The sequence below is a fragment of the Chelativorans multitrophicus genome, assembly GCF_011317445.1.
Taxonomy (GTDB): domain Bacteria; phylum Pseudomonadota; class Alphaproteobacteria; order Rhizobiales; family Rhizobiaceae; genus Chelativorans; species Chelativorans multitrophicus.
Window position 1 is genome coordinate 244,423 of sequence record NZ_JAAAPL010000003.1, and the last position, 22,580, is coordinate 267,002.

A 22,580-nucleotide genomic window follows, 5' to 3' on the forward strand; every position below is an offset into this window, starting at 1 on the left:
ATGGACACGCAGACGGCTATCTCCGACGCATCGTTCCGGCCCGCAACGCGGGTCGCCTCGCTCGGGGTATCTGAGATCCTGCAGATCGGCGCACGTGCCGCGCAGATGAAGCGCGCAGGCGAGGACGTCATCGTGCTGGGCGCCGGCGAGCCTGACTTCGACACGCCGGAAAATGTGAAGGACGCCGCCACGCGCGCAATGGCGCGCGGGGAGACCAAGTACACCCATCTCGACGGCTCGCCGGCAATGAAGGAGGCGGTGCGGCACAAATTTCTCTCCGAGAACAGGCTCGACTTCACCACCGATGAGATCACCGTATCGGCCGGCGCCAAGCAGATCATCTACAACGCCTTCATGGCCACGCTCGATCCCGGCGACGAGGTCATCCTGCCGGCGCCTTACTGGACCTCTTATATGGATGTCGTGCGTATCTGCGGCGCAACGCCGGTCGTAGTCGCGTGCGATGCGGAAAACGGCTTCCGTGCGACCGCTGAGCAGATTGAACGTGCTATCACGCCGCGCACCCGATGGCTTCTTCTCAATTCACCCTCGAATCCCAGCGGCGCGGCCTATGGCGCGGAAGATTATCGTCCTATCCTCGATATGCTTATGCGGAACCCGCATGTCTGGCTGATGGCGGACGATATCTACGAGCATATCGTCTATGACGGGTTCGAATTCGTCACGCCCCTAGCGCTCGAGCCACGGCTCCGCGGCCGCACGCTGACGATCAACGGTGTCTCGAAAGCCTATGCCATGACCGGCTGGCGGATCGGCTATGGCGCAGGACCGCAGCCGCTCGTCAAAGCGATGTCGGTCATTCAGAGCCAGAGCACCTCCAACCCATGTTCCATCAGTCAGGCTGCCGCCATAGAGGCGCTCACCGGCCCGCAAGAGTTCCTTGCCGAACGCCGCGAGAGCTTCCGCGAGCGACGTGACCTCGTCGTCACTGGCCTGAATACCATCGAAGGTATCGAATGCCGCGTGCCGGAAGGTGCATTCTACGCCTTCGCGGGCTGCGGCGGCCTGCTCGGACGTCGAACTTCGGACGGCAGTGAAATCGTGAGCGACCGCGATCTGGCGAACTACCTTCTCAAAGACGCCAAAGTGGCGGTCGTCCCGGGCTCCGCCTTTGGGCTCTCACCCTTCTTCCGCATCTCTTATGCCACCTCCAAATCAGAATTGACGGAAGCATTGCGGAGAATTGGGGAGGCCTGCCGACGGCTCGTGAGCTAACCCGGTATGGCGAAGCCAGCCGCGCATGCTCTTGGGCTGTCTGCACCAAGTGCTCGGGCGAAACCTCCCGCTATTCCCGGCTCGGGGGGACGTAGTCCACAGGCGGACCATGCTCTTGCCTGCGGTCCGGGTCCGGAACCGGCCGGAAAACAGATCAGCGCCGCCTAAGTGACATTCGATAGCTGAAGCGGTCTCCGGGGTGCTGCGAGACAGAGATATAGATTGGGCTACCCGCCGATTGGTAGCGCCTTACGATCTCCAGCGCGGGGCTTTTGGCAACGCTTTTCAGGGCGTCGGCCTTTTTGTCGTCAAGCAGAATCGGACGGATCGTCTGGACGACCTCGTCGACGATCACGCCGTATTGATCTGCTATAAGGTCGGCGATGAGTCCGCGTTGGCCGGGCAACGACCTCGCTACCTCGGCATATTCGGGAGAGATGAAGTTGTCCGTCCAGCAGATGGGCGGCGCGGCCGAGCCCGGCTCAATGCGCATGACGCTAACGAGATACCATCGCTTGCCCGGGGCGCACCCCATTCGCCGCGCCAGCTCCTCATCGGCAACGATGTCTCGCTGGTCGATAATGATCCGTTCCGTCGCTGCTCCAAAATGCGCGAGTTCCTCGATCGATGCTGTCGATGCGTTGTACCCGCGCGGGTTGGCGGCGATGACCCGGGTACCGACGCCCTTCTGGCACGTGACGAACCCCATCGACTCAATGCGATCGAGCGCCGAGCGGACCGTAGCGCGGCTCACCCCACGTTCGGCGGCGATCTCGAGTTCAGTCGGCATTAGTGAACCGACCGCGTAGTCGCCGTTCTTGATCGCCTGAACCAGATTCTCCGATAGCTCCGCATAAATGGGACGCTTGCGCATTCAGACACCCTCCCCTGGAGTTTATCCCTAGCAACGTCGTTGACTCGCCGCAATTGCTTGACTAGGTACGTACTAGAAAATATGTACGTACCTGATTTGGCGAATGGGAGGAAGCCTTGTCTGGCGACACCGAGCACAAATTTATCGACGCTGCGGTCGAAGATGCCGAGAAGTTCGATTTCGGCTCAAAGCACAGAAATTTAAACGGCTGGCAGAAAGCTACGATCGGCGCGCTGTGCGTGCTTTATGCGGTGTTCCACCTCATGGTGCTGAACTTCGTGCAGCTCGATGCCTGGGTCTTCCGCGCGGTCCACGTCAATATCGCCGCGGTCATCGCTTTCGCCATGTATGCGCCCTTCGGTCGGCCGGGCGAAAAAGTCCCCGCGATGGACATGCTGCTCTCCGTCGTCGCGATCGTAGCCACGGGCTATATCTGGTGGAACCTCAACGCGCTGATCCTGCGCACCGGGGTCCTGATGACCACCACCGACGTCCTGGTAGCCACGGCCGGCATCGTCGTGGTCATTGAGTTCACCCGCCGCACCTCCGGCCTCGCGCTGCCGATCCTCGCCGGAATCTTTATCCTATACGGCTTCGTCGGGCCGTGGCTTCCGGGAGTCCTGTTTCATCGGGGATACAGCTTCGGCGAGTTCACGACCTTCGTTTACTCGATGGAAGGCATCTTTGGCATCACCACCGCCGCCGCGGCACTCTATATCGTTCTCTTCGTGCTGTTCGCCGCCTTCCTCCAGGTTTCCAAGGTCGGCGACTTTTTCATGAACCTGGCCTTCGGCGCCTTCGGCTGGCTGCGCGGCGGCCCGGCCAAGGTCTCGCTGTTCGGTTCAATTCTCTTCGGCATGATCTCCGGCTCGGGTGTGGCCAACGTCGTCGCGTCCGGAACCTTCACCATCCCCGTCATGAAGCGGGTGGGGTACAAGCCGTCGAGCGCAGGCGCGATCGAGGCTGCGGCCTCAACGGGCGGGCAACTCACGCCACCGATCATGGGTGCCGGCGCATTTATCATGGCGGAAGTAACGGGTATTCCCTACACCACGATCATCGTCGCGGCTCTCATACCCTGCCTCCTCTATTATTTCGCCGTCTACGTGCACATCGATCTGGAAGCGCGCAAGGAAGGCATCGAGGGCCTGCCCCGCGCAGACCTGCCGCCGCTGAAGCCGATGATGCGCGACGCCTTCGTGCTTGCTCCTCTCGCAGTGCTTCTCATCTTTCTCTTTGCCGGTTTCTCGATCATTTCGGCCGGCTCCTGGGGCATTGCGATCTCCGTTCTTGTGATGCTGCAGCAACGACTCGGCATCGACACGCGGGTTCACGCCGCGCCGATCCTGTGTGCGCTGGCGACGGTCGTGCTTCTGCCCGGCGTGCCTGCCAGCACGCATGGCGGCATCGCCTTTGCGGTCGGTCTCATCGCCATCCTGGCGGCCGCGATCGTCGGGCGGCATGCCGCACTGGCCGATGCGCTGAAAGGAACGGGCGTTGATATTCTCGAGGCGCTTTCCATCGGCACGCGCCAATCGCTTCAATTGGCAGCCGTCTGCGCATGTGCCGGCATCGTCGTTGGCGTGATCGGTCTGACCGGGCTTGGCGGGCGGTTTTCGGCGCTGCTTTTGGGCGTTGCCGGCCAGAGCGAAATGCTGGCGCTCGCCTTCGCCATGATCATCGCCCTGATCCTCGGCATGGGTATGCCGACCACCGCAGCCTACGCCATCGCAGCCAGCGTGGTCGCGCCCGCCTTGCAGCGCATGGGGCTGCCAGTGCTGCCGGTGCATCTCTTTATCTTCTACTACGCGGTGATTTCGACGATCACGCCGCCGATCGCGCTTTCCGCCTTCGCGGGTGCTGCGCTGGCGGGCGCCGATCCATGGAAGACGGCGTTCAAGTCGGTGCGCTACGGCATCGCCGCCTTCATCGTCCCGTTTCTGTTCATCCACAATCAGGGCATCCTGTTGGAAGGCAGCGTCATCGACATCGTCAGGACGACGTTGACCGCGCTCATCGGGATCTGGGGCATCGCAACCGCCTCGGAAGGTTGGTTTGCCGGTCGTCTTTCGGCATTCCTGCGGATTGCCCTTGCAGCGGCGGCCCTGCTGCTCATCGCCGGCGACATTTACACCGACATCGCCGGCCTAGTCCTGATCGCGGCATTCGTCGCCTACAGGACGCTTCGCGCACGTTCGCGCGCAGTTCACCACCCATCCGGAATTTGATCAGAGGAGGACAAAATGATCAGATCGATTATCTGCATACTCGGTATGGCGGCGATCCTGCCGGCCTCGGCCCAGGAGGCCGACCGGAGCGACTGGCCCAACACCGTGGTGATCGGAACCGCGTCGCCCGGCGGCACCCATGCGATCTACGGCCAGGGTGTGGCCAGCATCATCTCCAACCATGTCGGCGTGTCGGCTTCCACGCAGCAGACGCAGGGTCCGACGCAAAACCTCGTGCTGGTCCATTCCGACCGCATCAATGTCGGCCTGACCACCATGGGGCCCGCTTATGAGGCCATGCAGGGCGAACTGGATCTCGATCCAGGCACCGAATACAGCGACGTCCGCGCTTTGTTTCCCATGTATATCACACCGTTCCAGGCCGCGGCGCTTGAGCGCAGCGGGATTAGCTCAGTTTCCGATCTGGCTGGTCGCACCATCGGTGCCGGTCCGCGAGGCGGCACCGGCGGCACGTACTGGGCCCGCTGGCTCGAGACGCTAGGCGTCGACGCCTCCATCCAGAACGGCCCGCTGGGCGACCAAACCTCGCAGCTCGCCGACGGCCGGCTTGATGCCGTGACCACCGCGGCAGGGTTGCCTATCGCGGCGTTCTCCGAGCTCGAGACGCTGGCGCCGACCGTCTTCTTCGGTCTGTCGCAGGAAGAGATCGATACGCTTCGCGATACGGTCCCCTATGCGGTCGAATTCACAATCCCTGCGAACACATACAGCTCTCAGCCGGAAGACATCCAAACGCTGGCGATGTGGAACGTGGCTTTCACCAACGAACGTATGCCCGAATCGCTCGCCTACGAGATCGTGAAGGCCGTATTCGAAAATCAGGAAGAGCTGGTCGCCACGCACGCGTCGGCCAAGGAGACGCTGCTCGAGAACGTCGCCGCCGCGAACGACTTCATGCCCTATCACCCAGGTGCCGTACGCTACTACCGCGAGCAGGGGATCGAGCTCCCCGAAGCAGTCATCCCCGCTGAAATGGCTGAATGAGAATATCGATGGCGACCTTCTTTCCTCAATCAGTGACGGCACTCGACTCCCCGCTTTACGGGCGTAGCTTCGCCGATGACAAAATGCGCGAGCTCTTTTCCGCGCAAAGCTTCATTTCTCGCTGTGTAGAAACGGAGGTCGCCCTCGCCAGGGCGCAGGCGCGCCTCGGCATTATTCCCGAAGACGCAGCGGCGGGCATCACCGCCGCTGCCAGAACCTTCGCGCCTGAGATGGAACGCCTGCGCGACGATACCGAGATCGTCGGCTATCCAATCCTGCCGCTGGTCGAACAGCTATCCGCCCATGCGGGCGAAGCCGGAAAATACCTTCACTGGGGCGCGACTACGCAGGACATCATGGACACCGCCACCGTCCTGCAAATTCGGGATGGGTTAGCTCTCATTAGCCGGCGCATCGAAAGCGTGCGCAAGGCATTGGCGGCGCTGGCGCGTAATCATCGCGACACGCCGATGGCCGGCCGCACACATCTTCAACACGCATTGCCGGTCACTTTTGGCTACAAGGCAGCCGTGTGGCTTTCCGCCTTCGACAGGCATGCCGCGCGCCTTGAGGAAATCAGCCCCCGCGTGCTGGTGGTCGAATTCTCCGGTGCGTCCGGAACGCTCGCCTCGCTCGGAACGCGCGGGCTGGACGTCCAGCGCGAACTGGCGCGCGAGCTCAATCTCGGCGTTCCTTCGATCACCTGGCATTCCGCGCGCGACGCGGTCGCGGAAACCGTTCAGTTCCTGGCTCTCGTTTCCGGCAGCCTCGGCAAGCTCGCGATGGACATTTCTATCATGATGACGACGGAACTCGGTGAGGTCGCCGAGCCCTTTGTGCGTCATCGCGGCGCCAGCAGCACCATGCCGCAAAAACAGAACCCCGTTTCCTGCGAGCTCATCCTCGCCGGTGCGCGGATCGTGCGCAATCACGCCACGTCGATGCTCGACGCGATGATCCACGACTTCGAGCGCGCGACCGGGCCGTGGCACCTGGAATGGTCCGCCGTCCCCGAAGGCTTTGCAGTCGCATCGGGGATACTCTATCAGGCCGAATTCATGCTGGGCGGCCTCCAGGTCTTCCCGGATCGGATGCGCGAAAATCTTGATCATTCACGCGGGCTGATCGTGGCGGAAGCCGTCATGATGGCGCTTGCGCCCCATACCGGGCGTAAGGAAGCGCACGATATCGTCTATCTCGGCTGCCGCCGTGCGGTGGAGGACAAGACCGGTCTTTTCGAGGTGCTGCGCACCATGCCGGAAGTGGCCAAGCCGCTCGGCGAAGAGGCGCTCAGGGATCTGACTGATCCCCGCAACTATCTCGGCAGCGCCGGCGCTATGGTCGACAATGTGCTCGGCGGCCGATGACTATTCGCTCGGAATCGGACGCAAACGGTCCCATTGAAATTCCAGCGGATCGCTACTGGGGAGCGCAGACCGCCCGCGCGCTGAGGCTGTTCCCGCAGGAAGGACCGCGATTGCCTGTGAGTTTCCTGCGTGCCTTCGGCCTCCAGAAGGCCGCCGCTGCCCGAGCGAACATGGCGCTTGGCGTACTTGATCGAGAACGCGGCGAACGTATCCTCGCCGCTGCCGTGGAATTGCGCGACGGCCGTTTTGACGACCACTTCCCGCTCTCCATTTGGCAGACGGGAAGCGGCACGCAGACGAATATGAACGCCAACGAGGTGCTGGCCAACCGAGCCAACGAACTGTCCGGCCAGCCGCTAGGCACGCGCGACCCGATCCATCCCAACGACCACGTCAATCTCGGCCAGTCGTCCAACGACACCTTTCCCACGGTGATGCATGTCGCCGCCGTACTGGAGCTTCAAGATGGCGTTCTGCCGGCGCTGGATCAATTGGAAACGGCGTTCGCGCGGCTCGAAACCGATCACGGCGCCTATGTCCGCATGGGGCGTACGCATCTCAACGATGCCGTTCCGGTAACGCTTGGCCAGACCTTGGCATCGTATCGCAGGCAGGTGAGCCAGGCTCAAAAACGGATTGCGGCAACGCTGGCCGATCTCAAAGTGCTTTCGCAGGGTGGAACAGCCGCGGGCAGCGGGTTGAATGCCGCCGAAGGGTTCGATCAGGCGTTTTGCGCAGCGCTCAGCGACGCGACCGGGATCGATTTCGCACCAAATCCCGTCAAGGTGGAGGGCATGGCCGCGCATGACGCGCTCGTGGCGGCATCGGCCGCTCTCGAAGGGCTCGCCACGGCATTGATTCATATCCTCAACGATATCCGGCTTCTTGCGGCCGGTCCGCGCGCCGGACTGGCCGAACTGACACTTCCCGACGACGGGCTGTCGTCCTCAATCATGCCGGGCAAGCGGAACGCGACGCTGGCGGAAGCCCTGTTGCAGGTCTGCTTCCGCGTGATTGGCAATCACACCACGGTCGTGTGGGCTGCCGGTTCCGGCCTGTTCGAGCTCAATGTCGCAAAGCCGGTGCTGATCCACGCGTTCCTCGAAAGCGCGACCGCCCTGAAGGTCGCCATCGCATCCTTTGTCGCGGGAACGTTGAACGGATTAGAGGTCAATGGCGAGCGGATGGCGCACTACGTCAATTCCTCGCTGATGCTGGCGACCGCCCTGACACCGCGCCTCGGCTACGACCGTGTGGCGGAAGTTATACGCCTGGCCGACCTCGAAAACCTCACCCTGCGGGAGGCCTGCGCCCGTTTCGGCGTGATCTCCATGCAGGATTACGACGCTCTGATCGATCCGGCGCGCATGGCAAATGGCGGCCGCATGAAGGAAGGGGAGAGGGAATGAAGATCGTTCGCATCCTGGAGAAAGACCTGCCGATAACGTCTCCAGGCGCCAATGGGGTGGTCGACTTCGCCGGGCTAACGACGTCGGCGGTCGCGATCGTGACCGATGCGTTCCGGGACGGAAAGCCGCTTGTCGGATACGGCTTCGGATCGATTGGCCGGTGGTCGGTCGGCGGCATGCTGCGCGAGCGCTTCATCCCCCGGATCTTGGCAGTCGAACCGGCGAGCCTTCAGGACGAGACGGGGAACATCGATCCGTTTGCCTGCTGGAACGCCGCGATGCGCAACGAAAAACCCGGCGGCCACGGCGACCGCGCGACCGCCTTGGGAGCGCTCGACATGGCCTTGTGGGATCTGCGGGCGAAGGCGGACGGCGTTCCGCTTTACCGCCTCCTGGCGGACCGATACCGTGACGGGCAGGCCGACGAGGACGTCGCGGTCTATGCGGCCGGGGGATACTACCAACCCGGCAGCAATTATCGTTCGCTCCAAGACGAACTCAAGGGCTATATCGATCGCGGCTACAACGAGGTGAAGATCAAGATCGGCGGCGCACCGCTCGCCGAGGACATGAGGCGGATCGAAGCCGCCATCGCGGTTTTAGGCGACGGGGCGCGGCTTGCCGTTGATGCCAACGGACGCTTCGACCTGGAAACCGCCCTTGCCTATGGCCGCGCCATGAGCGACTACGGTCTTCGCTGGTACGAGGAGCCAGGCGACCCGCTCGATTTCCGGCTAATGGCAGTGCTCGCCGAACATTACGACGGGCCGCTCGCCACGGGCGAGAACCTCTTTTCGTCGCAGGACGCGCGCAATCTCCTGCGCTATGGTGGGATGCGGGCCGAGCGCGATTTCGTGCAATTCGACTGCGGCCTCGCCTATGGCCTGCCGGACTACCTCAAAGTGCTGGACATCATGCGTCGGCACGGCTGGTCGCCAAGACGCCTGCATCCCCATGGCGGACACCAAATGTCGCTTCACCTTGCAGCAGGCCTCGGCCTTGGCGGCAACGAAAGCTATCCGGGGGTCTTCCAGCCCCTCGGCGGCTTTGCAGACTGTTCGAAGGTGGAAAACGGACGAGTTCGATTGCCCGATGCGCCAGGCGTCGGGCTCGAACTCAAATCCGAGTTGAAGACATGGCTTGACGAAGCGTTCGAAATTTAGCCAGCCTGCTTCTGGCGTGTGAGCGTTTGCTCATCGCCTGAAAGCTCGGTTTGCCTGGGTTCATTACTGCTAGCGTCTGCTGACCACGATCGACGGTCGATGTCTGAAACCTACGGTGCCATCAAACCCGAGACGGTAAAGCCTCCGTCCACAGCGATCACTTGACCGTTGACATAGGACGACAGATTGTCGTCCAGCAGAACCATCGCCATCGACGCAATTTCGTCGACTGAGGCGTACCGGCCGAGCGGAACGCGCGATTTCCAATCGTTCCTCGTCTTTTCATCGTGCCATTTCTGCGCCATCGGCGTTTCAACGGGTCCGGGAGCAATGGCATTGACACGTACGCCATGAGGGGCGAGTTCCACCGCCATAATGCGGGTCATCGTGTTTACCGCACCTTTCGAGGCACCATAAGCAACACGACCGACGCTGCCCTGGATTCCGGAGACAGAGGTGATGTTCACCACCGAGCCATTGCTCATGTGTCTCACAGCTGATTGCGCTACGATGAAAGACCCGATGACATTGACGTCGAGAACCTTGCGAAACTGCGCCGGTGTTGTCTCGTTAAAAGGAATATTTTGTCCGATGCCGGCGCAGTTGACGACCCCGTCAATGCGCTCGAATGGTTCGGCAACCTTTCGCACCGCTGCGTCGACCGCGTTCTCGTCTGTGACATCGATGCCGAAGGTCGTGACGTCATCCATCGAAAAAGTATCTCGAAGTGCGTCCAGGGCCTCGCCGGGTAGATCGAAGACGGCTGTATGCCATCCAGCCCTGACCGCGTGGTCCAGAATGCCGCGCCCGATACCCGACGCACCGCCTGTAAGAACAAGAACTTTCTTCTTCATGAACGAGCTTGCCGCTAAAGCCAACGTCGGATGTTTCTTGAAACCGCAGCGCGCGTAATCCCATAGCGCTCCTGCAACACTTCCAGAGTACCCGCCGCCAAAAAACGGTCAGGCAGCGCAATGCGCCGCATCTCGGCTGAAACACCGTTCATGCTCAGACAGCTTGCAACTGCTTCGCCAAGACCGCCGACGCAGGAATGGTTCTCGGCGGTGACAATCAATCGGCCAGTCCGCTTCGCTTCCCGCAGGATCGTCATCTCGTCCAATGGCTTGATCGTAGGCACATGAAGCACCGCGACGTCGATGCCGTCGGCTTGAAGCTCCTTGGCGCTATCGAGCGCTCGCATGGTCATGAAGCCCGTTGAGATGATCAGCACGTCCCGGCCGCCACGCAGAAGGGCCGCCTTACCCAGCTCGAATCGGTAGTCATACTCGTCGAGGACCACGGCAACGTTCCCGCGCAGGATGCGGGAATAGACCGGGCCATCATAATCGGCGATGGCAGGCACCATCTGCTCGATCTCGTGCGCATCGCATGGATCGATCACCACCATGTTCGGCATGGCACGGAAAATAGCAATATCGTCGGTCGCCTGGTGGCTGGGACCATAACCTGTCGTCAAGCCCGGCAGGCCACCAATCAGCTTAACGCTGGCGTCCTGTTCGGCAACGGCCTGGGACATGAAATCATAGCAGCGCCGCGACGCGAAGGTTGCGTAGGTGGTGGCGAAGGGAATGAAGCCCTCCTTCGCCAAGCCTCCGGCTGCGGTCGCCATCAACTGTTCGGACATGCCCATCTGGTAGAAACGATCAGGATATGCCTCGGCAAAGATATGCATATCCGTATACTTTGCGAGGTCAGCACTCATGCCGACGATTTCCGGCCGGGTCCGCGCCAGTTCAATAAGCGCGTTCCCGAAGGGTATCGGCTTCGTACGGTGCCCCTCGTCAATTGACGAGGCGGCGATCACGGGTGCAGCATTCTTGGCTATTGTCGACGTGCCGCTCATTTGCTTCTCCCTTTGTCGAGTGCTTCGTAGGCACGTTTCCAATCTTCCTCGCCAAGCCGGATAAAGTGGCTCTTCTCACGGCCTTCCAGGAAATCGACGCCGCAACCCATTTTCGTGTCACAGATGATGATCCGCGGCTTCGGCTCCGCATATTCGCGTGCCCGGTCAAACGCCGCCACCAGTGCCGAAAGGTTGTTGCCATCGATGCGCTGCACGTAAAAGCCGAACGCCTCGAATTTGTCGACGACCGGTTCGGTATTCATCACCTTCATGGACGGACCGTCCGCCTGCACCTGATTGAAATCAACAATGGCGATGATGTTGTCGAGCCGGTAATTCGAGGCGGAGATCGCTGCTTCCCAGGTTGGCCCTTCGGCAAGTTCGCCGTCGCCCATCAGCGTGTAAATAAACGATTTGGATTTCTTGCGCTTGAGCCCCATGCCCATGCCGACAGCCATAGGCAGGCCAAGGCCGATAGACCCTCCCGACATTTCCGCACCCGGTGTGTAGGAAGTCATCCCCGACATCGGCAGGCGGCTATCGTCGAGAGCGTAGGTCGGCAGTTCTTCTTCCGGGAGATAGCCAGCAGCAACGAGAACCGCATAATGCGCGATACCGTAGTGGCCCACCGAAAGAAGGAAACGGTCGCGTCCCTCCCAGTCTGGCTGATCGGGACGGTGCTTCATCGCATGGAAGTATGTAACCGTGAGCACATCGGCAACGCCCAGAGCCTGAGCAATATAACCCTGGCCCTGCGTCTCAGCCATCACGAGCGCGTTGCGGCGGACACGATAAGCATGATCCGCAAGCGCACTATTATGCAGATTCGCATGCTGGTTCATCGAAACTCCTTCTCATAACTCTGACCGTTGGACGGCCGAAAATCTGCTTCATGGAAAGGCGCGGGCGGAGCAACTTTGGCCGCCATCGACGGGCAGGCAGACGCCGGTGATAAAGCGCGCCGCATCGGAGGCGAGGAAAAGCGCAGCCTGGGCAACGTCCTCGGGCTGCCCATTGCGGCGCATCGGCACCATCGCAATGCGTGCTTCGCGCATTTCCTCCGGCGAGCCATAGGTATTGGCTATTGCCTGCTGGAGCATAGGCGTCTCGATTGCGCCGGGGATCACGCAGTTGGCGCGTATCCCGTGGCGGGCATACTCCATCGCGATTGAAACGGTTGCCTGGTTCACGGCAGCCTTAGCCGCCGAGTAAGCGAAATAGGCGTATCCGGTCCACCTTAGCGAGGCGAGTGAGGACACATTGACAATAGCGCCGCGCCCAGCATCGAGCATGGCTGGCAACACCGCTTTGCAAGCACGGTAGACAGTGCCCAGATTGAGGTCGAGCGCTTTGTGATAGTCTGGTTCGCTTAGCTCCACCGGCCCGCCCATCACGGTCACGCCAATATTGTTATGAAGCACATCAATGCGACCGAAGCGTTCGAGGATAGTTGCGGTCAGCCCCTCCATCTCCTTCAGATCGGTGGCATCGACGCGTATTGCGACAGCTTTCCCGCCTTCCCGCTCGATGATCGCGCGGCTGCGTTCGGCCGCTTCGAGGTCCCGATCTGCGCAGATGACCTGCGCCCCTTCGCAGGCATAGGCACGGGCGGCCGCACCGCCGTTGTTCCAGCCCTCTCTGGGCCGCCCCGCCCCGACGACGAGAACGACTTTCTCTGCGAAACGGGCACCTTGCGCCACTTGAAGCGTCATGACAGCACCCCCAGCGAGATCCACGGGAAGACAGCGATCAACACAAGCCCGACGATCAAAGCTAAGATGTAGGGCCAGATCGCACGAAGCGCGTCGTCGGGGGCAACATTGCCGATCCGGCACGCGAGGTAGAAGCCGATGCCGATAGGTGGAGCCATCAGTCCGATATTCATCGCGACCACGACTATCATGGCATAGTGGACCGGATGCAGCCCGAAATCGGCCGCTATCGGGAACATCAGCGGCGACATGAGAACGAGGGCCGGCAGTCCTTCGAGCACGCAACCCAGGATGAGAAATGTTACGATCGATACGGCGATAAACGAAACGGCGCCACCCGGCAGGCCAGCTGCGATATCAGCGATCATCTGGCCGACGCCCGCCTGCGTGATAGCCCACGCCATGGAAAGCGCAGTCCCGAGGATCAGCAGGATCGCACCGCTCATCGCGGCTGTCTCGACGAGCATCTTGTAAATGCTCTTCAGGGTGAGACCGCCATAGAGCATCGCGCCAATTGCAAGACCGTACACGACGGCAATGGTGGAAACTTCCGTCGCAGTGGCGATGCCGCTCGAAACTGATCCGCGGATGAGGAACGGCAAGACAAGCGCCGGTGCGGCGATGACGAGAAGCTGAATCGTCATCCTCAGCGGCGCACGGCGCACCCCCTCCATGGATTCATGGCGTGCACGCCAGCGGGCAAGAGCCATTAGCACCAGCAGGAGGACCATCGCAACGACGAAGCCGCTGGCAAACAGATCTGCAATGGAGATTCCGGCAACGGCCCCAAGAACGATCAGTATGATCGACGGCGGCACGGTATCGGCCATGGCGGCACCGGTTGCGAGCTGCGCGATCATTTCAGGAGGATTGTTGCCGCGGCGCTTCATTTCCGGGAAAAGCGCCGGGGCTACCGTCGCCATGTCCGACACCTTGGAGCCGGATATGCCGGAAACGATGAAAAGTGAGCTCAGCAGCACGTACGACATACCGGCCTTGACATGACCGATAAGTGAACCAAGGAAATCGACGATTGCCTTGCCCATGCCCGTCGTGTCGAGAACGCATCCCAGAAGGACAAAAATCGGGACCGACAGGAGAATGATACCGGACATGCCCTCGTCCATCCGGCCGACCATGACATAGATCGGAACATAGGAGGCGAAGGCCAGGTAACAGAGTGTTCCTAGCCCGAAGCAGAAGGCGATCGGAACACCGGCGGCGAGTCCTAGGGCAACAACCAGGACAAGGAAGAAGCCCAACGAAACATTTCCGATATTGATGAAGTAGTCGGAAAGCGCCCAGAACGCGAAGCCGGCGCCCACGACAATCACCACCCCGGTGAGGATTTCCGACAAGGAGTGACTGCGAAAGGCATGCACCAGCAGCAGCCCAAGCATCATCGTGAAGCCAACCGGAATACCGGCAACGCGGAACGTGTTTGGGATATGAAGAGCCGCCGAGGTGATGAACCACTCCTCATAGGCATACTCAAATGTCACCGGCAGCATAGCGACAAGAAACGCCGCCACAGCCATCAGCGCGGTGGCCTCCACCGGCCCCTGAAGACGCTCGGGCAACAGCCGCAGAAAAAGCGTAAGCCGCAGGTGCTCGTTACGGTCGAGCGCGATCGCCGAGCCCAACATGGCAAGCCAGATGAAACAGATGGACGCCGCCTCCTCCACCCATACGAGAGGAAGATCGATCACGTATCTGGAGATCACGCCGCCTAGAAGCAGCAAAACTACGGCCGCCATTAGCAAGGCAGCCACGAATTCAACCGGGCGCATAAATGCCGACCCGGCGCGGGCCTCAAGATTCTCGCTAACCTCGCCGAGGGCGAAGTCTTCGCTTGCTGTTGTCATGATTTTGTCGTCCGAGACTGCGGCTCCGCCGAAAGGTAGTCGGAATGGACGAATGCGCTCGCGCGAGCGCATTCGTTTCTCAACATCGTCAGGCGAGAGGGCCGGTCACCTTCTCCAGAAGGGACCACGCTTCCTCACCATAGTTGTTTTTCCATTCGCTATAGAAATTCGCCTCGCGCAGTTGGTCGCGGATCGCTGCGGGGTCGGGCTCGTTGAACTGCATGCCGCTCTCTTCCAAAGAAGTACGGAGCGTTGCATTCAACCGATCGATGTCCTCCCGCTGGTCGAGCGTGGAGCGCTCAATGTTCCGGCTGACGATCTCCTTGATGTCATCCGGCAACCGATCCCAAGACCGCTGGTTTGCCAGCATCCAGAATCCGTCCCACATGTGATTGGTTAGCGAGCAGTATTCCTGCACTTCATAGAGCTTGCCCACATCGATTGTGGAAAGAGGATTCTCCTGAGCGTCAACTATGCCGGTCTGCAAAGCGGTATAGACTTCGTTCCAGTTGATACTTGCCGGCGCACACCCCAATGCCTGGAACATCGACGTCCAAAGCGGGCTGACGGGGACTCGGATCTTCAAACCGCGCAGGTTCTCAGGTCCCTCGATTGGCCCCGTCGAGGTCGTAATCTGGCGAAAGCCGTTATTGAAGATCTTGTCCATCACATGAAGACGGGAAGCTTTGATCTGATCGCGCACATAGGCGCCCAGATCTCCGTCCATAGCCGCCCAGACTTCGCCCGTATTCTTGAAGGCGAAGCCCATGCCGTTGATGGATGCCACAGGAACGAGCGACGACAGGATGATGCCGGACAGGGTGAAAAACTCGACTGCGCCGGAGCGTACCTGATTGAGCGTATCCGTGTCCGACCCCAGCTGATTGTTGGGGAAGATCTGCAGCTCGAAGCGTCCGTCCGTTTCTTCCGCGATTCGATCGCGCGCCTCTTCCATCCGGTTATTCATCGGATGGCCGAGGGGAAAATTGTTGGCGAACTTGTAGCGGAACTCGGCAGCCTGGGCCTTGCCGGAAATGATGGCCGGCGCCGCAATTGCACCTATGCCTGCTCCGATGAAGAGACGACGATTGATACCCATTCTTGATTTCTCCTCCTTGGATCGGCCCCGCCATCTGCACGCGGCATATGCGACGCCGAGTTGTTAAAAACTCCCGATGACAAAAGTCATATCATGGAGTAGTTTGTGAAAAAACATGACATGTCAAAAAAAAGTCGTTATAAATCATCGAATTAAAAATTTTACCAGTCCATAATATGGACCGTATGGAGGAGTCGATGGAGGAGCCGTCGGGAAGTCAAAGCGTCGAACGTGCCATGCACCTGCTGGCGCTAGTCGCTGAACGGCACAAGAACGGCGCCACGCTCGCGGAGCTCGTCCGTGCCAGCGGCTTCAAGCAACCCACTACGAGACGGTTGCTGGTCGCATTGATCCGCTCGGGATTGGTTTCGCAGAACGAAACAACGAGACGCTATCAGCTCGGTGTGTCGGCATATCTTTACGGCACAATCGCTTCGGATCGCTTTGCCGTGCACACGATGGCCGACGAATCAGTCCGGCGCTTGGCGGAGCGATCGGAGGACACAGCCTTCTTCTGTTTACGGCAGGGCCTGCATACCCTTTGTATGCAGCGCGAAGAGGGGTTGCACCCCATTCGTTCCCATGTGCTCAACGTCGGCCAGCGTCATCCGCTCGGCGTGGCCGCTCATGGAATCGCCATCCTGGCGAGCCTGGAGGACCGTGAAATCGACATGATTGTCGCGGTTCACCGCGACTATTACGCCAGTCATTATCCGATGCTGACGGAGCCGGTCCTGAGGCAGGCGATCGCAGAAACGCGAAGGCGCGGCTGCGCGATCAACAGGGGCATTTTCCACGCCGGTGCATGGGCGATCGCAGTCGCCATTCGCGACCATACCGGTCGGGTGACTGGCGCCTTGTCGATCGGTGCCATCGAGTCGCGGCTCAACGAAAGCCGCCAGCCGGAAATCATCACTATGCTTAAAAGCGAGGCGCGGAAGCTCGAAACGCGTCTCACGGCACTCAGCACCCAGTTTTCCCCTGAAAGTCAAGCGGCGCAAATGCGCACGTCTACCGCGGTACAGGAATGATCTGAGCCATGCACGACGCAACAGCCTACGGTAAAGCTCTGAACTCAGCACGCCACCTGACCCATCCGGGTCCGATCGATCCGACACGTGTGCGGAGTTACTCGTCCGGCAGCCGCGCTGGCACCATCCGTTTGCCGGAAGGCGCAATCGTGATGGATGCGATTGCTGCCCATCTAGAGCCGTTGGAAATTCGAAGTGCAGCACTCGACCTTTCAGGGCTGGTGCTCGGACCAATGCAGTTCGTTATGCCGACCTATTCGAAGACGGCCGAACACGTCGCCTACTACAGCGAAACCTATTTTCGTGATGGCCCTGTGACGATCGAAGAGGGCACGGCGACCTACGGTTCGCGCGATGGCCGCCCCTTCCTCCACGGCCACGTGCTCTGGCACGACGAGGATGGCACGCAGCGCGGCGGCCATATCCTCCCCTTTGACTGCCGGATCGGGCGCGACTGCGAGATCGCATATGTGGGCAGTCAGGACATTGCGATGGAGGCGCGGTTCGATCCCGAGACGAACTTCACCCTGTTCGGTCCGCAAGCCGTCAATCCCAAAACCTCCGGCGACTTAGTGGTCGCTCAAATTCGACCGAATGAGGACCTGGTCGATACGCTGGAGCGCGTCTGCGCCGAACACGGTGTCACCTCAGGGCGGGTGCTCAGCCTGATCGGCAGCACCGTCGGGGCGCGATTTGAAGGTGGCCCCGCAATAGATGAGGTACCCACGGAGATTCTCGGCCTCAAAGGATCGATTGGAACCGACGGGGTGGGCCGTCCGCGCCTTGAACTCGAAATTGCGTTGATCGACGCTGCCGGCAATATCCATCGGGGTCGTCCAAGCCGACACGAGAATCCCGTCCTGATCTGCGTCGAAGCCTTCCTACAATTCCACCGCGACTAAGCTCATTCACAGGACTTTACATGACGCGCTACACAGTATCCCATTGGGGCATCTATGAATACGACGAGACCGAGGAAGCTCCTCGGTTGCGCCCTCTGCGGTCAGATCCCGACCCGTCGATGATTGGTCTTTACCAATTGGATCCCAAACTGCTCGAAAGCCGTATCAAGCGGCCTTCCATTCGCAGAAGTTGGCTTCAACATGGCCCCGGCGCCCATCCGGAGCTACGGGGGAAAGAACCCTTCGTGGAGGTGGAGTGGGAGCTTGCTCTTGATCTTATTTCGGCGGAACTGAAGCGAGTGAAGCGCGAATATGGCAACAGCGCCATTTTCGGAGGGTCCTACGGATGGGCCAGTGCGGGCCGCTTTCATCACGCGCAGAGTCAGGTTCACCGGTTTCTGAACTGCATCGGCGGCTACGTCCGGCACACGGGCTCCTATTCTCTAGGCGCAGCTCACGTCATTCTGCCGCATATCGCAGGTACGGTGGCGGATCTGAGCGCTGAGCACACGACCTGGGATGTTCTTGCCGAGCACACGGAACTGTTCGTGACCTTCGGTGGCGTTCCGACCAAGAATGCTCAATCCTCACCGGGCGGTGCGGGCCACCATCGGGTCGGCCCAGGCCTGAAGGCTATGGCCGAAAAAGGCGTCCGTTTTGTCAATATCGGGCCCTGTAACGACAATATCGCGGCGGAATGCAAGGCAGAATGGATTCGTTGCCGGCCGAATTCCGACGTGGCTCTCATGCTCGCCCTTGCTTGGCAGCTCGTGGAAGATGACGCTCATGATCAAGCGTTTCTCCGCCGCTATACGGTGGGTTTTGAGAAGTTCCTTCCTTACCTTTTGGGTGATGATGATGGCGTGGCGAAGACCCCCGCTTGGGCGGCTGAGCTCACGGGAGTTCAAGCCGATCGAATCGTGAGCCTTGCGCGCCAGATGGCCCGCTCCCGTACGATGGTGAACATTGCTTGGTCATTGCAACGGGCCCATCACGGCGAACAGGCATTCTGGATGGCGATAACGCTCGCGGCGATGATCGGCCAGATCGGATTGCCTGGGGGCGGATTCGGCGTCGGGTACGGTCCAATGAATGCCAACGGATCCCCACACCGCCGCCTTTCAGGCCCGACCCTTTCGCAAGGCAGGAATGCCGTTCAGGATTACATCCCTTGCGCCAGAATAGCGGACATGTTGCTCAATCCCGGCGCAACATTCGAGCATGACGGGGCCTTGCGGACCTATCCCGACATTCAATTGATCTATTGGGCTGGCGGCAATCCCTATCATCATCATCAGGATCTCAATCGGCTCAATCGGGCTTGGCAGAAGCCGCAGACGATCATCGTACACGATCCGTTCTGGACAGCGAGCGCCAAGCGCGCTGACATCGCCCTGCCCGTGACAACTGCGATGGAACGGAACGATATCGGCTACGCGACGCAAGAAGGCTTTTTGGTTGCGATGCGTCAGATAGTGGAGCCGTTCGGCGACGCCCGCTCCGACTATCAAATTTTCGCTTCGCTCGCCAACCGCATGGGTGTGGGCGAACAATTCACGGAAGGGCGTGATGATCAAGCCTGGTTATCTCACATCTATGAGGAAACGCGTGAGCACTGGCTCCGAGAGGGCATCAAGTGCCCCGATTTCGAAACCTTCTGGGAGCAAGGCCTCATAGATCTCGCGGAACAGGCCAAACCGCGCGTTATGTTTGAGGATTTCCGGAATGCGCCGGAGGCGCACCCACTCACCACGCCCTCCGGCCGCATCGAGATCTTTTCGGAGACAATAGCATCCTTCAATTTGCCAGACTGCAAGGGGCATCCCGCTTGGTTCGAGCCGCGAGAGTGGCTGGGTACAGCCGGGCCTGGCATGTTGCACCTTCTTACCGACCAGCCCGCGCGCAAATTGCACAGCCAGCTCGATGCCAGTCCCTATAGCGCTGCTGGCAAGGTGAACGGACGTGAGTGCATCTATATGAATCCTGCCGATGCCGAGACGCGCGGTCTTTCTCAAAACGATACGGTAGAGGTCTGGAACCGAAGAGGTCGGTGCCTCGCATCCGTCAGCATAACCGATGAAATCATGCAGGGTGTCGTTAGGATTTCAACGGGAGCATGGTACGATCCCGATGAACGGGGCTGTGATCTGCACGGAAACCCCAATGTGTTGACACTAGACATCGGTACTTCTTCTCTCGGACAGGGATGTGCAGCCCAGACCTGCTTGGTAAGCTTACGCGGCCCTCTGCGAAATGCTCCAGAACCTAACCCGTTTCGGCGACCGCAGCTCGTTCCTTGACCGCAAGCGCCAAGTTGCCAAGCCGATCCGGAAGCGCAGACCATGGCTTAGGATCTAGTGGTTTCGTTGCAAATTTTCGGTGAGTCGAACGGAAGCTTATTGCTGGACGCAATCAGGCGGCGATTGCCTCGAACTGTTCCTTAGGCATCGGAGCAGGATTGAAGAAGATCGGCTATGCCGTTTTGACAATCGTCAGGAAGGCTTTTCCAACGTCTACCGCATTGGGCGCAGCTGAGAGTTTGGTGGCGCGGCTGCCCGCGCCGCGTATCACGGAACGATAGAAGAAGGGAAGGCTCCCTACGTCAATATGAATCCATCAGGTAAAATAAATTGGTGGAGCCAAGGGGAGTCGAACCCCTGACCTCTTGAATGCCATTCAAGCGCTCTCCCAACTGAGCTATGGCCCCACACTTTGGCTCCCCAGGAGCCGCCGCCGTTTCCGGCGGAAGAGGTCACTCCGGTCTGGGCTACCGAAGTTGCTGGCGGCTTCTAAACCCGACAGCCGCCAGAATCAAGCCCGCAATCTATCCAAGGCTTGAACATTTTTCGTCTACAGCGCCGTCGGTGCGCTAGTGTTCCTCGTCCTCTTCGCCGACGCCGATGATGCCTGCGACATCGTCGTCGTCCTCCTCTTCCTCCTCAAGGAAGGTGTCGTCATCATCGCCAAGGTCGACATCCTCGTCGATGTCCGGCAGATCGGCGTCGTCGCCCTTCGCATCTTCATCCGCCTCCTCGAGTGAGACGACTTCGACGCCCTCCTCAGCATCGAGCTCCTTCTCTTCCAGATCCTCTTCTTCCTCGATCGGTTCCGCACCGGACTCGAAATAGCTGCGCGGATAGGAGGCGCCCGTATAGGGCGATACGATCGGATCCCTGTTCAGATCGTAGAATTTGCGGCCCGTTTCCGGGCAGATGCGTTTGGTGCCGAGTTCGGGTTTAGCCACCTTCTGTCCTCATCGTCTTCCTGGCCGGCCCGATGAACCGGCATATTTGGCAGGCGGACCAAGGCCGCTGCTTGCCGCGTTGTTCCGGTCCCATAGCTAGAGATCGCGCGACTGTCAAAGCCTAATGAGGCGCTAATTGCAAGGCTTTGCGCAGCCCCGCTTTCCTGGGGGATGACCGGCAATTTGCGACGTGCTAGAGCCACACCACAAATGGCCCTGGAGAGAACGCGCATGAACCATCATCTTCCCAGCCGCCCCGCGCGCAGCCGCCAGTCGCAGGGCCTTAAAGGTAATCTGCGCGTGCCGGGTGACAAGTCCATTTCGCACCGGGCGCTGATGTTCGGAGGCCTCGCCTCGGGCGAGACGCGCATCTCTGGGCTGCTCGAAGGCGAGGACGTGCTGCGGACGGCCGAAGCGATGAGGGCGATGGGCGCGCAGATCGACCGCCGGGACGGGACCTGGACCATCCGTGGGGTCGGCAATGGCTGCCTTCTGGAGCCGGAGGCGCCGCTCGATTTTGGCAATGCGGGTACGGGTTCGCGCCTTACAATGGGTCTTGTCGGCACTTATGACATGACGACCCGCTTCACTGGCGACGCATCGCTTTCCAAGCGGCCCATGGGCCGGGTGCTTAATCCGCTGCGCGAAATGGGCACCCAGGTGCTGCAGGCAGAGCCGGGGGACCGGCTGCCGATCACGCTGCGCGGGCCGAAACATGCCACGCCGATAAACTACCGCGTGCCGATGGCCTCCGCCCAGGTGAAGTCGGCCGTGCTGCTTGCCGGCCTCAACACGCCGGGCGTCACAACGGTGATCGAACCGGTAATGACGCGCGACCATACGGAGAAGATGCTTTCGGGGTTCGGTGCTGCCATCCAGATCGAGACGGATAAAGAGGGCGCGCGCCACATCAGTATTCAGGGGCAGGGCACGCTCAAAGGGCAGGTGATCGCAGTGCCGGGCGACCCTTCTTCCGCCGCGTTTCCTCTTGTGGCGGCGCTCATTGTGCCGGGGTCAGACATCCTTATCGAGAATGTACTGATGAATCCGACCCGCACCGGCCTTATCTTGACGCTGCAGGAGATGGGCGCGGATATCGAACTTCTGAATCGCCGCTCCGCCGGCGGCGAGGATGTGGCGGATCTCCGCGTGCGATCCTCGGCGCTGAAGGGCGTGACGGTTCCCGCTTCGCGCGCGCCATCCATGATAGACGAGTACCCAATTTTGGCCGTGGCTGCGAGTTTGGCGGAAGGCGAGACGGTGATGCTGGGGCTTGAGGAGCTGCGCGTTAAGGAATCCGATCGCCTGTCCGCGGTTGCCGAGGGGCTCAAGGTGAATGGCATCGACTGCACGGAGGGCAAGGATACGCTTACGGTGCGTGGCAGGCCAGAGGGTAAGGGTCTTGGCGGGGCGACCGTGACTACTCACCTTGATCACCGCATTGCGATGGCCTTTCTGGTGCTGGGCCTGGCGAGCGAAAGGCCCGTTAGCGTGGACGATCAGTCGATGATTGCGACCAGTTTTCCGGAATTCATGGACCTGATGACCGGGCTGGGGGCAGAAATCGAGGATAGGGATTAA

Annotated in this window: 18 protein-coding genes and 1 tRNA gene; 10 read left to right on the top strand and 9 right to left on the bottom strand. The window is 60.4% G+C overall.

What is annotated here, in order from left to right:
• A complete protein-coding gene (locus GNP00_RS15605) occupies positions 1 to 1,236 on the top strand; it encodes a pyridoxal phosphate-dependent aminotransferase (protein WP_011582936.1) in 1,236 nt (411 codons plus the stop codon).
• A gap of 154 nt (positions 1,237 to 1,390) precedes the next feature.
• Here GNP00_RS15605 and GNP00_RS15610 read toward each other — a convergent pair whose 3' ends face one another.
• Complete coding sequence (locus tag GNP00_RS15610; protein WP_166016154.1) at positions 1,391 to 2,110, bottom strand: GntR family transcriptional regulator; 720 nt, start codon at positions 2,108 to 2,110, stop codon at positions 1,391 to 1,393.
• A gap of 116 nt (positions 2,111 to 2,226) precedes the next feature.
• On the opposite strand from GNP00_RS15610, the gene GNP00_RS15615 reads away from it, so the two are divergent.
• The 5 genes from GNP00_RS15615 to GNP00_RS15635 are packed head-to-tail and all read left to right on the top strand — an operon-like array spanning position 2,227 to position 9,282.
• The gene (locus GNP00_RS15615) at positions 2,227 to 4,338 is read left to right on the top strand and encodes a TRAP transporter permease (RefSeq protein WP_011582934.1); all 2,112 of its coding nucleotides are present in this window, start codon (positions 2,227 to 2,229) and stop codon (positions 4,336 to 4,338) included.
• A gap of 15 nt (positions 4,339 to 4,353) precedes the next feature.
• Entirely contained in the window at positions 4,354 to 5,343 is a 990-nt protein-coding gene (locus GNP00_RS15620) for a TAXI family TRAP transporter solute-binding subunit (protein ID WP_011582933.1), read from the top strand.
• Positions 5,344 to 5,351: 8 nt separating this feature from the next.
• Positions 5,352 to 6,710 (top strand): class-II fumarase/aspartase family protein, encoded by a 1,359-nt coding sequence (locus GNP00_RS15625; protein ID WP_198139701.1) that lies wholly within the window; start codon positions 5,352 to 5,354, stop codon positions 6,708 to 6,710.
• Positions 6,707 to 8,119: a lyase family protein gene (locus GNP00_RS15630; protein ID WP_011582931.1), complete on the top strand. Its 1,413-nt coding sequence runs from the start codon at positions 6,707 to 6,709 to the stop codon at positions 8,117 to 8,119. The genes GNP00_RS15625 and GNP00_RS15630 overlap by 4 nt, the downstream gene beginning before the upstream one ends.
• Entirely contained in the window at positions 8,116 to 9,282 is a 1,167-nt protein-coding gene (locus GNP00_RS15635; protein ID WP_166016156.1) for a mandelate racemase/muconate lactonizing enzyme family protein, read from the top strand. The genes GNP00_RS15630 and GNP00_RS15635 overlap by 4 nt, the downstream gene beginning before the upstream one ends.
• Positions 9,283 to 9,392: 110 nt before the next feature.
• Here the strand turns inward: GNP00_RS15635 and GNP00_RS15640 are convergent, their stop codons facing one another.
• The 6 genes from GNP00_RS15640 to GNP00_RS15665 form a co-directional block, all read right to left on the bottom strand.
• On the bottom strand, positions 9,393 to 10,136 hold the full coding sequence (locus GNP00_RS15640; RefSeq protein ID WP_011582929.1) for an SDR family NAD(P)-dependent oxidoreductase: 744 nt from the start codon (positions 10,134 to 10,136) through the stop codon (positions 9,393 to 9,395).
• A 14-nt stretch (positions 10,137 to 10,150) separates the two neighbouring features.
• Positions 10,151 to 11,146, bottom strand: coding sequence for a transketolase family protein (locus tag GNP00_RS15645; RefSeq protein WP_011582928.1), 996 nt, complete (start codon positions 11,144 to 11,146; stop codon positions 10,151 to 10,153).
• The gene (locus GNP00_RS15650; protein WP_011582927.1) at positions 11,143 to 11,988 is read right to left on the bottom strand and encodes a transketolase; all 846 of its coding nucleotides are present in this window, start codon (positions 11,986 to 11,988) and stop codon (positions 11,143 to 11,145) included. Before GNP00_RS15650 ends, GNP00_RS15645 begins: the two co-directional genes overlap by 4 nt.
• A 48-nt stretch (positions 11,989 to 12,036) precedes the next feature.
• Positions 12,037 to 12,858, bottom strand: a complete 822-nt coding sequence (locus GNP00_RS15655) for an SDR family NAD(P)-dependent oxidoreductase (protein WP_011582926.1) — start codon at positions 12,856 to 12,858, stop codon at positions 12,037 to 12,039.
• The gene (locus GNP00_RS15660; RefSeq protein ID WP_041545688.1) at positions 12,855 to 14,723 is read right to left on the bottom strand and encodes a TRAP transporter large permease; all 1,869 of its coding nucleotides are present in this window, start codon (positions 14,721 to 14,723) and stop codon (positions 12,855 to 12,857) included. The genes GNP00_RS15655 and GNP00_RS15660 overlap by 4 nt, the downstream gene beginning before the upstream one ends.
• Before the next feature lie 88 nt (positions 14,724 to 14,811).
• On the bottom strand, positions 14,812 to 15,822 hold the full coding sequence (locus GNP00_RS15665; protein ID WP_011582924.1) for a TRAP transporter substrate-binding protein: 1,011 nt from the start codon (positions 15,820 to 15,822) through the stop codon (positions 14,812 to 14,814).
• Between the two features lie 197 nt (positions 15,823 to 16,019).
• Here GNP00_RS15665 and GNP00_RS15670 point away from each other — a divergent pair, with 197 nt between their 5' ends.
• The 3 genes from GNP00_RS15670 to GNP00_RS15680 are packed head-to-tail and all read left to right on the top strand — an operon-like array spanning position 16,020 to position 20,055.
• Positions 16,020 to 16,853, top strand: a complete 834-nt coding sequence (locus GNP00_RS15670) for an IclR family transcriptional regulator (RefSeq protein ID WP_011582923.1) — start codon at positions 16,020 to 16,022, stop codon at positions 16,851 to 16,853.
• Positions 16,854 to 16,861: 8 nt separating this feature from the next.
• Complete coding sequence (locus tag GNP00_RS15675; RefSeq protein ID WP_011582922.1) at positions 16,862 to 17,755, top strand: PCC domain-containing protein; 894 nt, start codon at positions 16,862 to 16,864, stop codon at positions 17,753 to 17,755.
• A 20-nt stretch (positions 17,756 to 17,775) separates the two neighbouring features.
• Positions 17,776 to 20,055: a molybdopterin guanine dinucleotide-containing S/N-oxide reductase gene (locus GNP00_RS15680; protein ID WP_011582921.1), complete on the top strand. Its 2,280-nt coding sequence runs from the start codon at positions 17,776 to 17,778 to the stop codon at positions 20,053 to 20,055.
• 331 nt (positions 20,056 to 20,386) lie between these two features.
• Here the strand turns inward: GNP00_RS15680 and GNP00_RS15685 are convergent.
• Together GNP00_RS15685 and GNP00_RS15690 are read right to left on the bottom strand one after the other, a co-directional pair.
• Positions 20,387 to 20,462: transfer RNA gene (locus GNP00_RS15685), tRNA-Ala, on the bottom strand.
• Positions 20,463 to 20,624: 162 nt separating this feature from the next.
• Positions 20,625 to 20,999 carry a TIGR02300 family protein gene (locus GNP00_RS15690; protein ID WP_011582920.1) on the bottom strand — a complete coding sequence of 125 codons (375 nt, stop codon included), beginning with the start codon at positions 20,997 to 20,999 and terminating at the stop codon, positions 20,625 to 20,627.
• Between the two features lie 231 nt (positions 21,000 to 21,230).
• Between GNP00_RS15690 and aroA the strand changes: the two genes are divergently transcribed.
• On the top strand, positions 21,231 to 22,580 hold the full coding sequence (gene aroA, locus GNP00_RS15695; protein WP_011582919.1) for a 3-phosphoshikimate 1-carboxyvinyltransferase: 1,350 nt from the start codon (positions 21,231 to 21,233) through the stop codon (positions 22,578 to 22,580).

What these genes read in the sequence shown, in the direction of transcription:
- GNP00_RS15605 (WP_011582936.1), top strand. Translation starts at nt 1, where the DNA reads ATGGACACGCAGACGGCTATCTCCGACGCATCGTTCCGGCCCGCAACG.
- GNP00_RS15610 (WP_166016154.1), bottom strand. Translation starts at nt 2,110, where the DNA reads ATGCGCAAGCGTCCCATTTATGCGGAGCTATCGGAGAATCTGGTTCAG.
- GNP00_RS15620 (WP_011582933.1), top strand. Translation starts at nt 4,354, where the DNA reads ATGATCAGATCGATTATCTGCATACTCGGTATGGCGGCGATCCTGCCG.
- GNP00_RS15625 (WP_198139701.1), top strand. Translation starts at nt 5,352, where the DNA reads ATGGCGACCTTCTTTCCTCAATCAGTGACGGCACTCGACTCCCCGCTT.
- GNP00_RS15630 (WP_011582931.1), top strand. Translation starts at nt 6,707, where the DNA reads ATGACTATTCGCTCGGAATCGGACGCAAACGGTCCCATTGAAATTCCA.
- GNP00_RS15635 (WP_166016156.1), top strand. Translation starts at nt 8,116, where the DNA reads ATGAAGATCGTTCGCATCCTGGAGAAAGACCTGCCGATAACGTCTCCA.
- GNP00_RS15640 (WP_011582929.1), bottom strand. Translation starts at nt 10,136, where the DNA reads ATGAAGAAGAAAGTTCTTGTTCTTACAGGCGGTGCGTCGGGTATCGGG.
- GNP00_RS15645 (WP_011582928.1), bottom strand. Translation starts at nt 11,146, where the DNA reads ATGAGCGGCACGTCGACAATAGCCAAGAATGCTGCACCCGTGATCGCC.
- GNP00_RS15650 (WP_011582927.1), bottom strand. Translation starts at nt 11,988, where the DNA reads ATGAACCAGCATGCGAATCTGCATAATAGTGCGCTTGCGGATCATGCT.
- GNP00_RS15655 (WP_011582926.1), bottom strand. Translation starts at nt 12,858, where the DNA reads ATGACGCTTCAAGTGGCGCAAGGTGCCCGTTTCGCAGAGAAAGTCGTT.
- GNP00_RS15660 (WP_041545688.1), bottom strand. Translation starts at nt 14,723, where the DNA reads ATGACAACAGCAAGCGAAGACTTCGCCCTCGGCGAGGTTAGCGAGAAT.
- GNP00_RS15665 (WP_011582924.1), bottom strand. Translation starts at nt 15,822, where the DNA reads ATGGGTATCAATCGTCGTCTCTTCATCGGAGCAGGCATAGGTGCAATT.
- GNP00_RS15670 (WP_011582923.1), top strand. Translation starts at nt 16,020, where the DNA reads ATGGAGGAGCCGTCGGGAAGTCAAAGCGTCGAACGTGCCATGCACCTG.
- GNP00_RS15675 (WP_011582922.1), top strand. Translation starts at nt 16,862, where the DNA reads ATGCACGACGCAACAGCCTACGGTAAAGCTCTGAACTCAGCACGCCAC.
- GNP00_RS15680 (WP_011582921.1), top strand. Translation starts at nt 17,776, where the DNA reads ATGACGCGCTACACAGTATCCCATTGGGGCATCTATGAATACGACGAG.
- aroA (WP_011582919.1), top strand. Translation starts at nt 21,231, where the DNA reads ATGAACCATCATCTTCCCAGCCGCCCCGCGCGCAGCCGCCAGTCGCAG.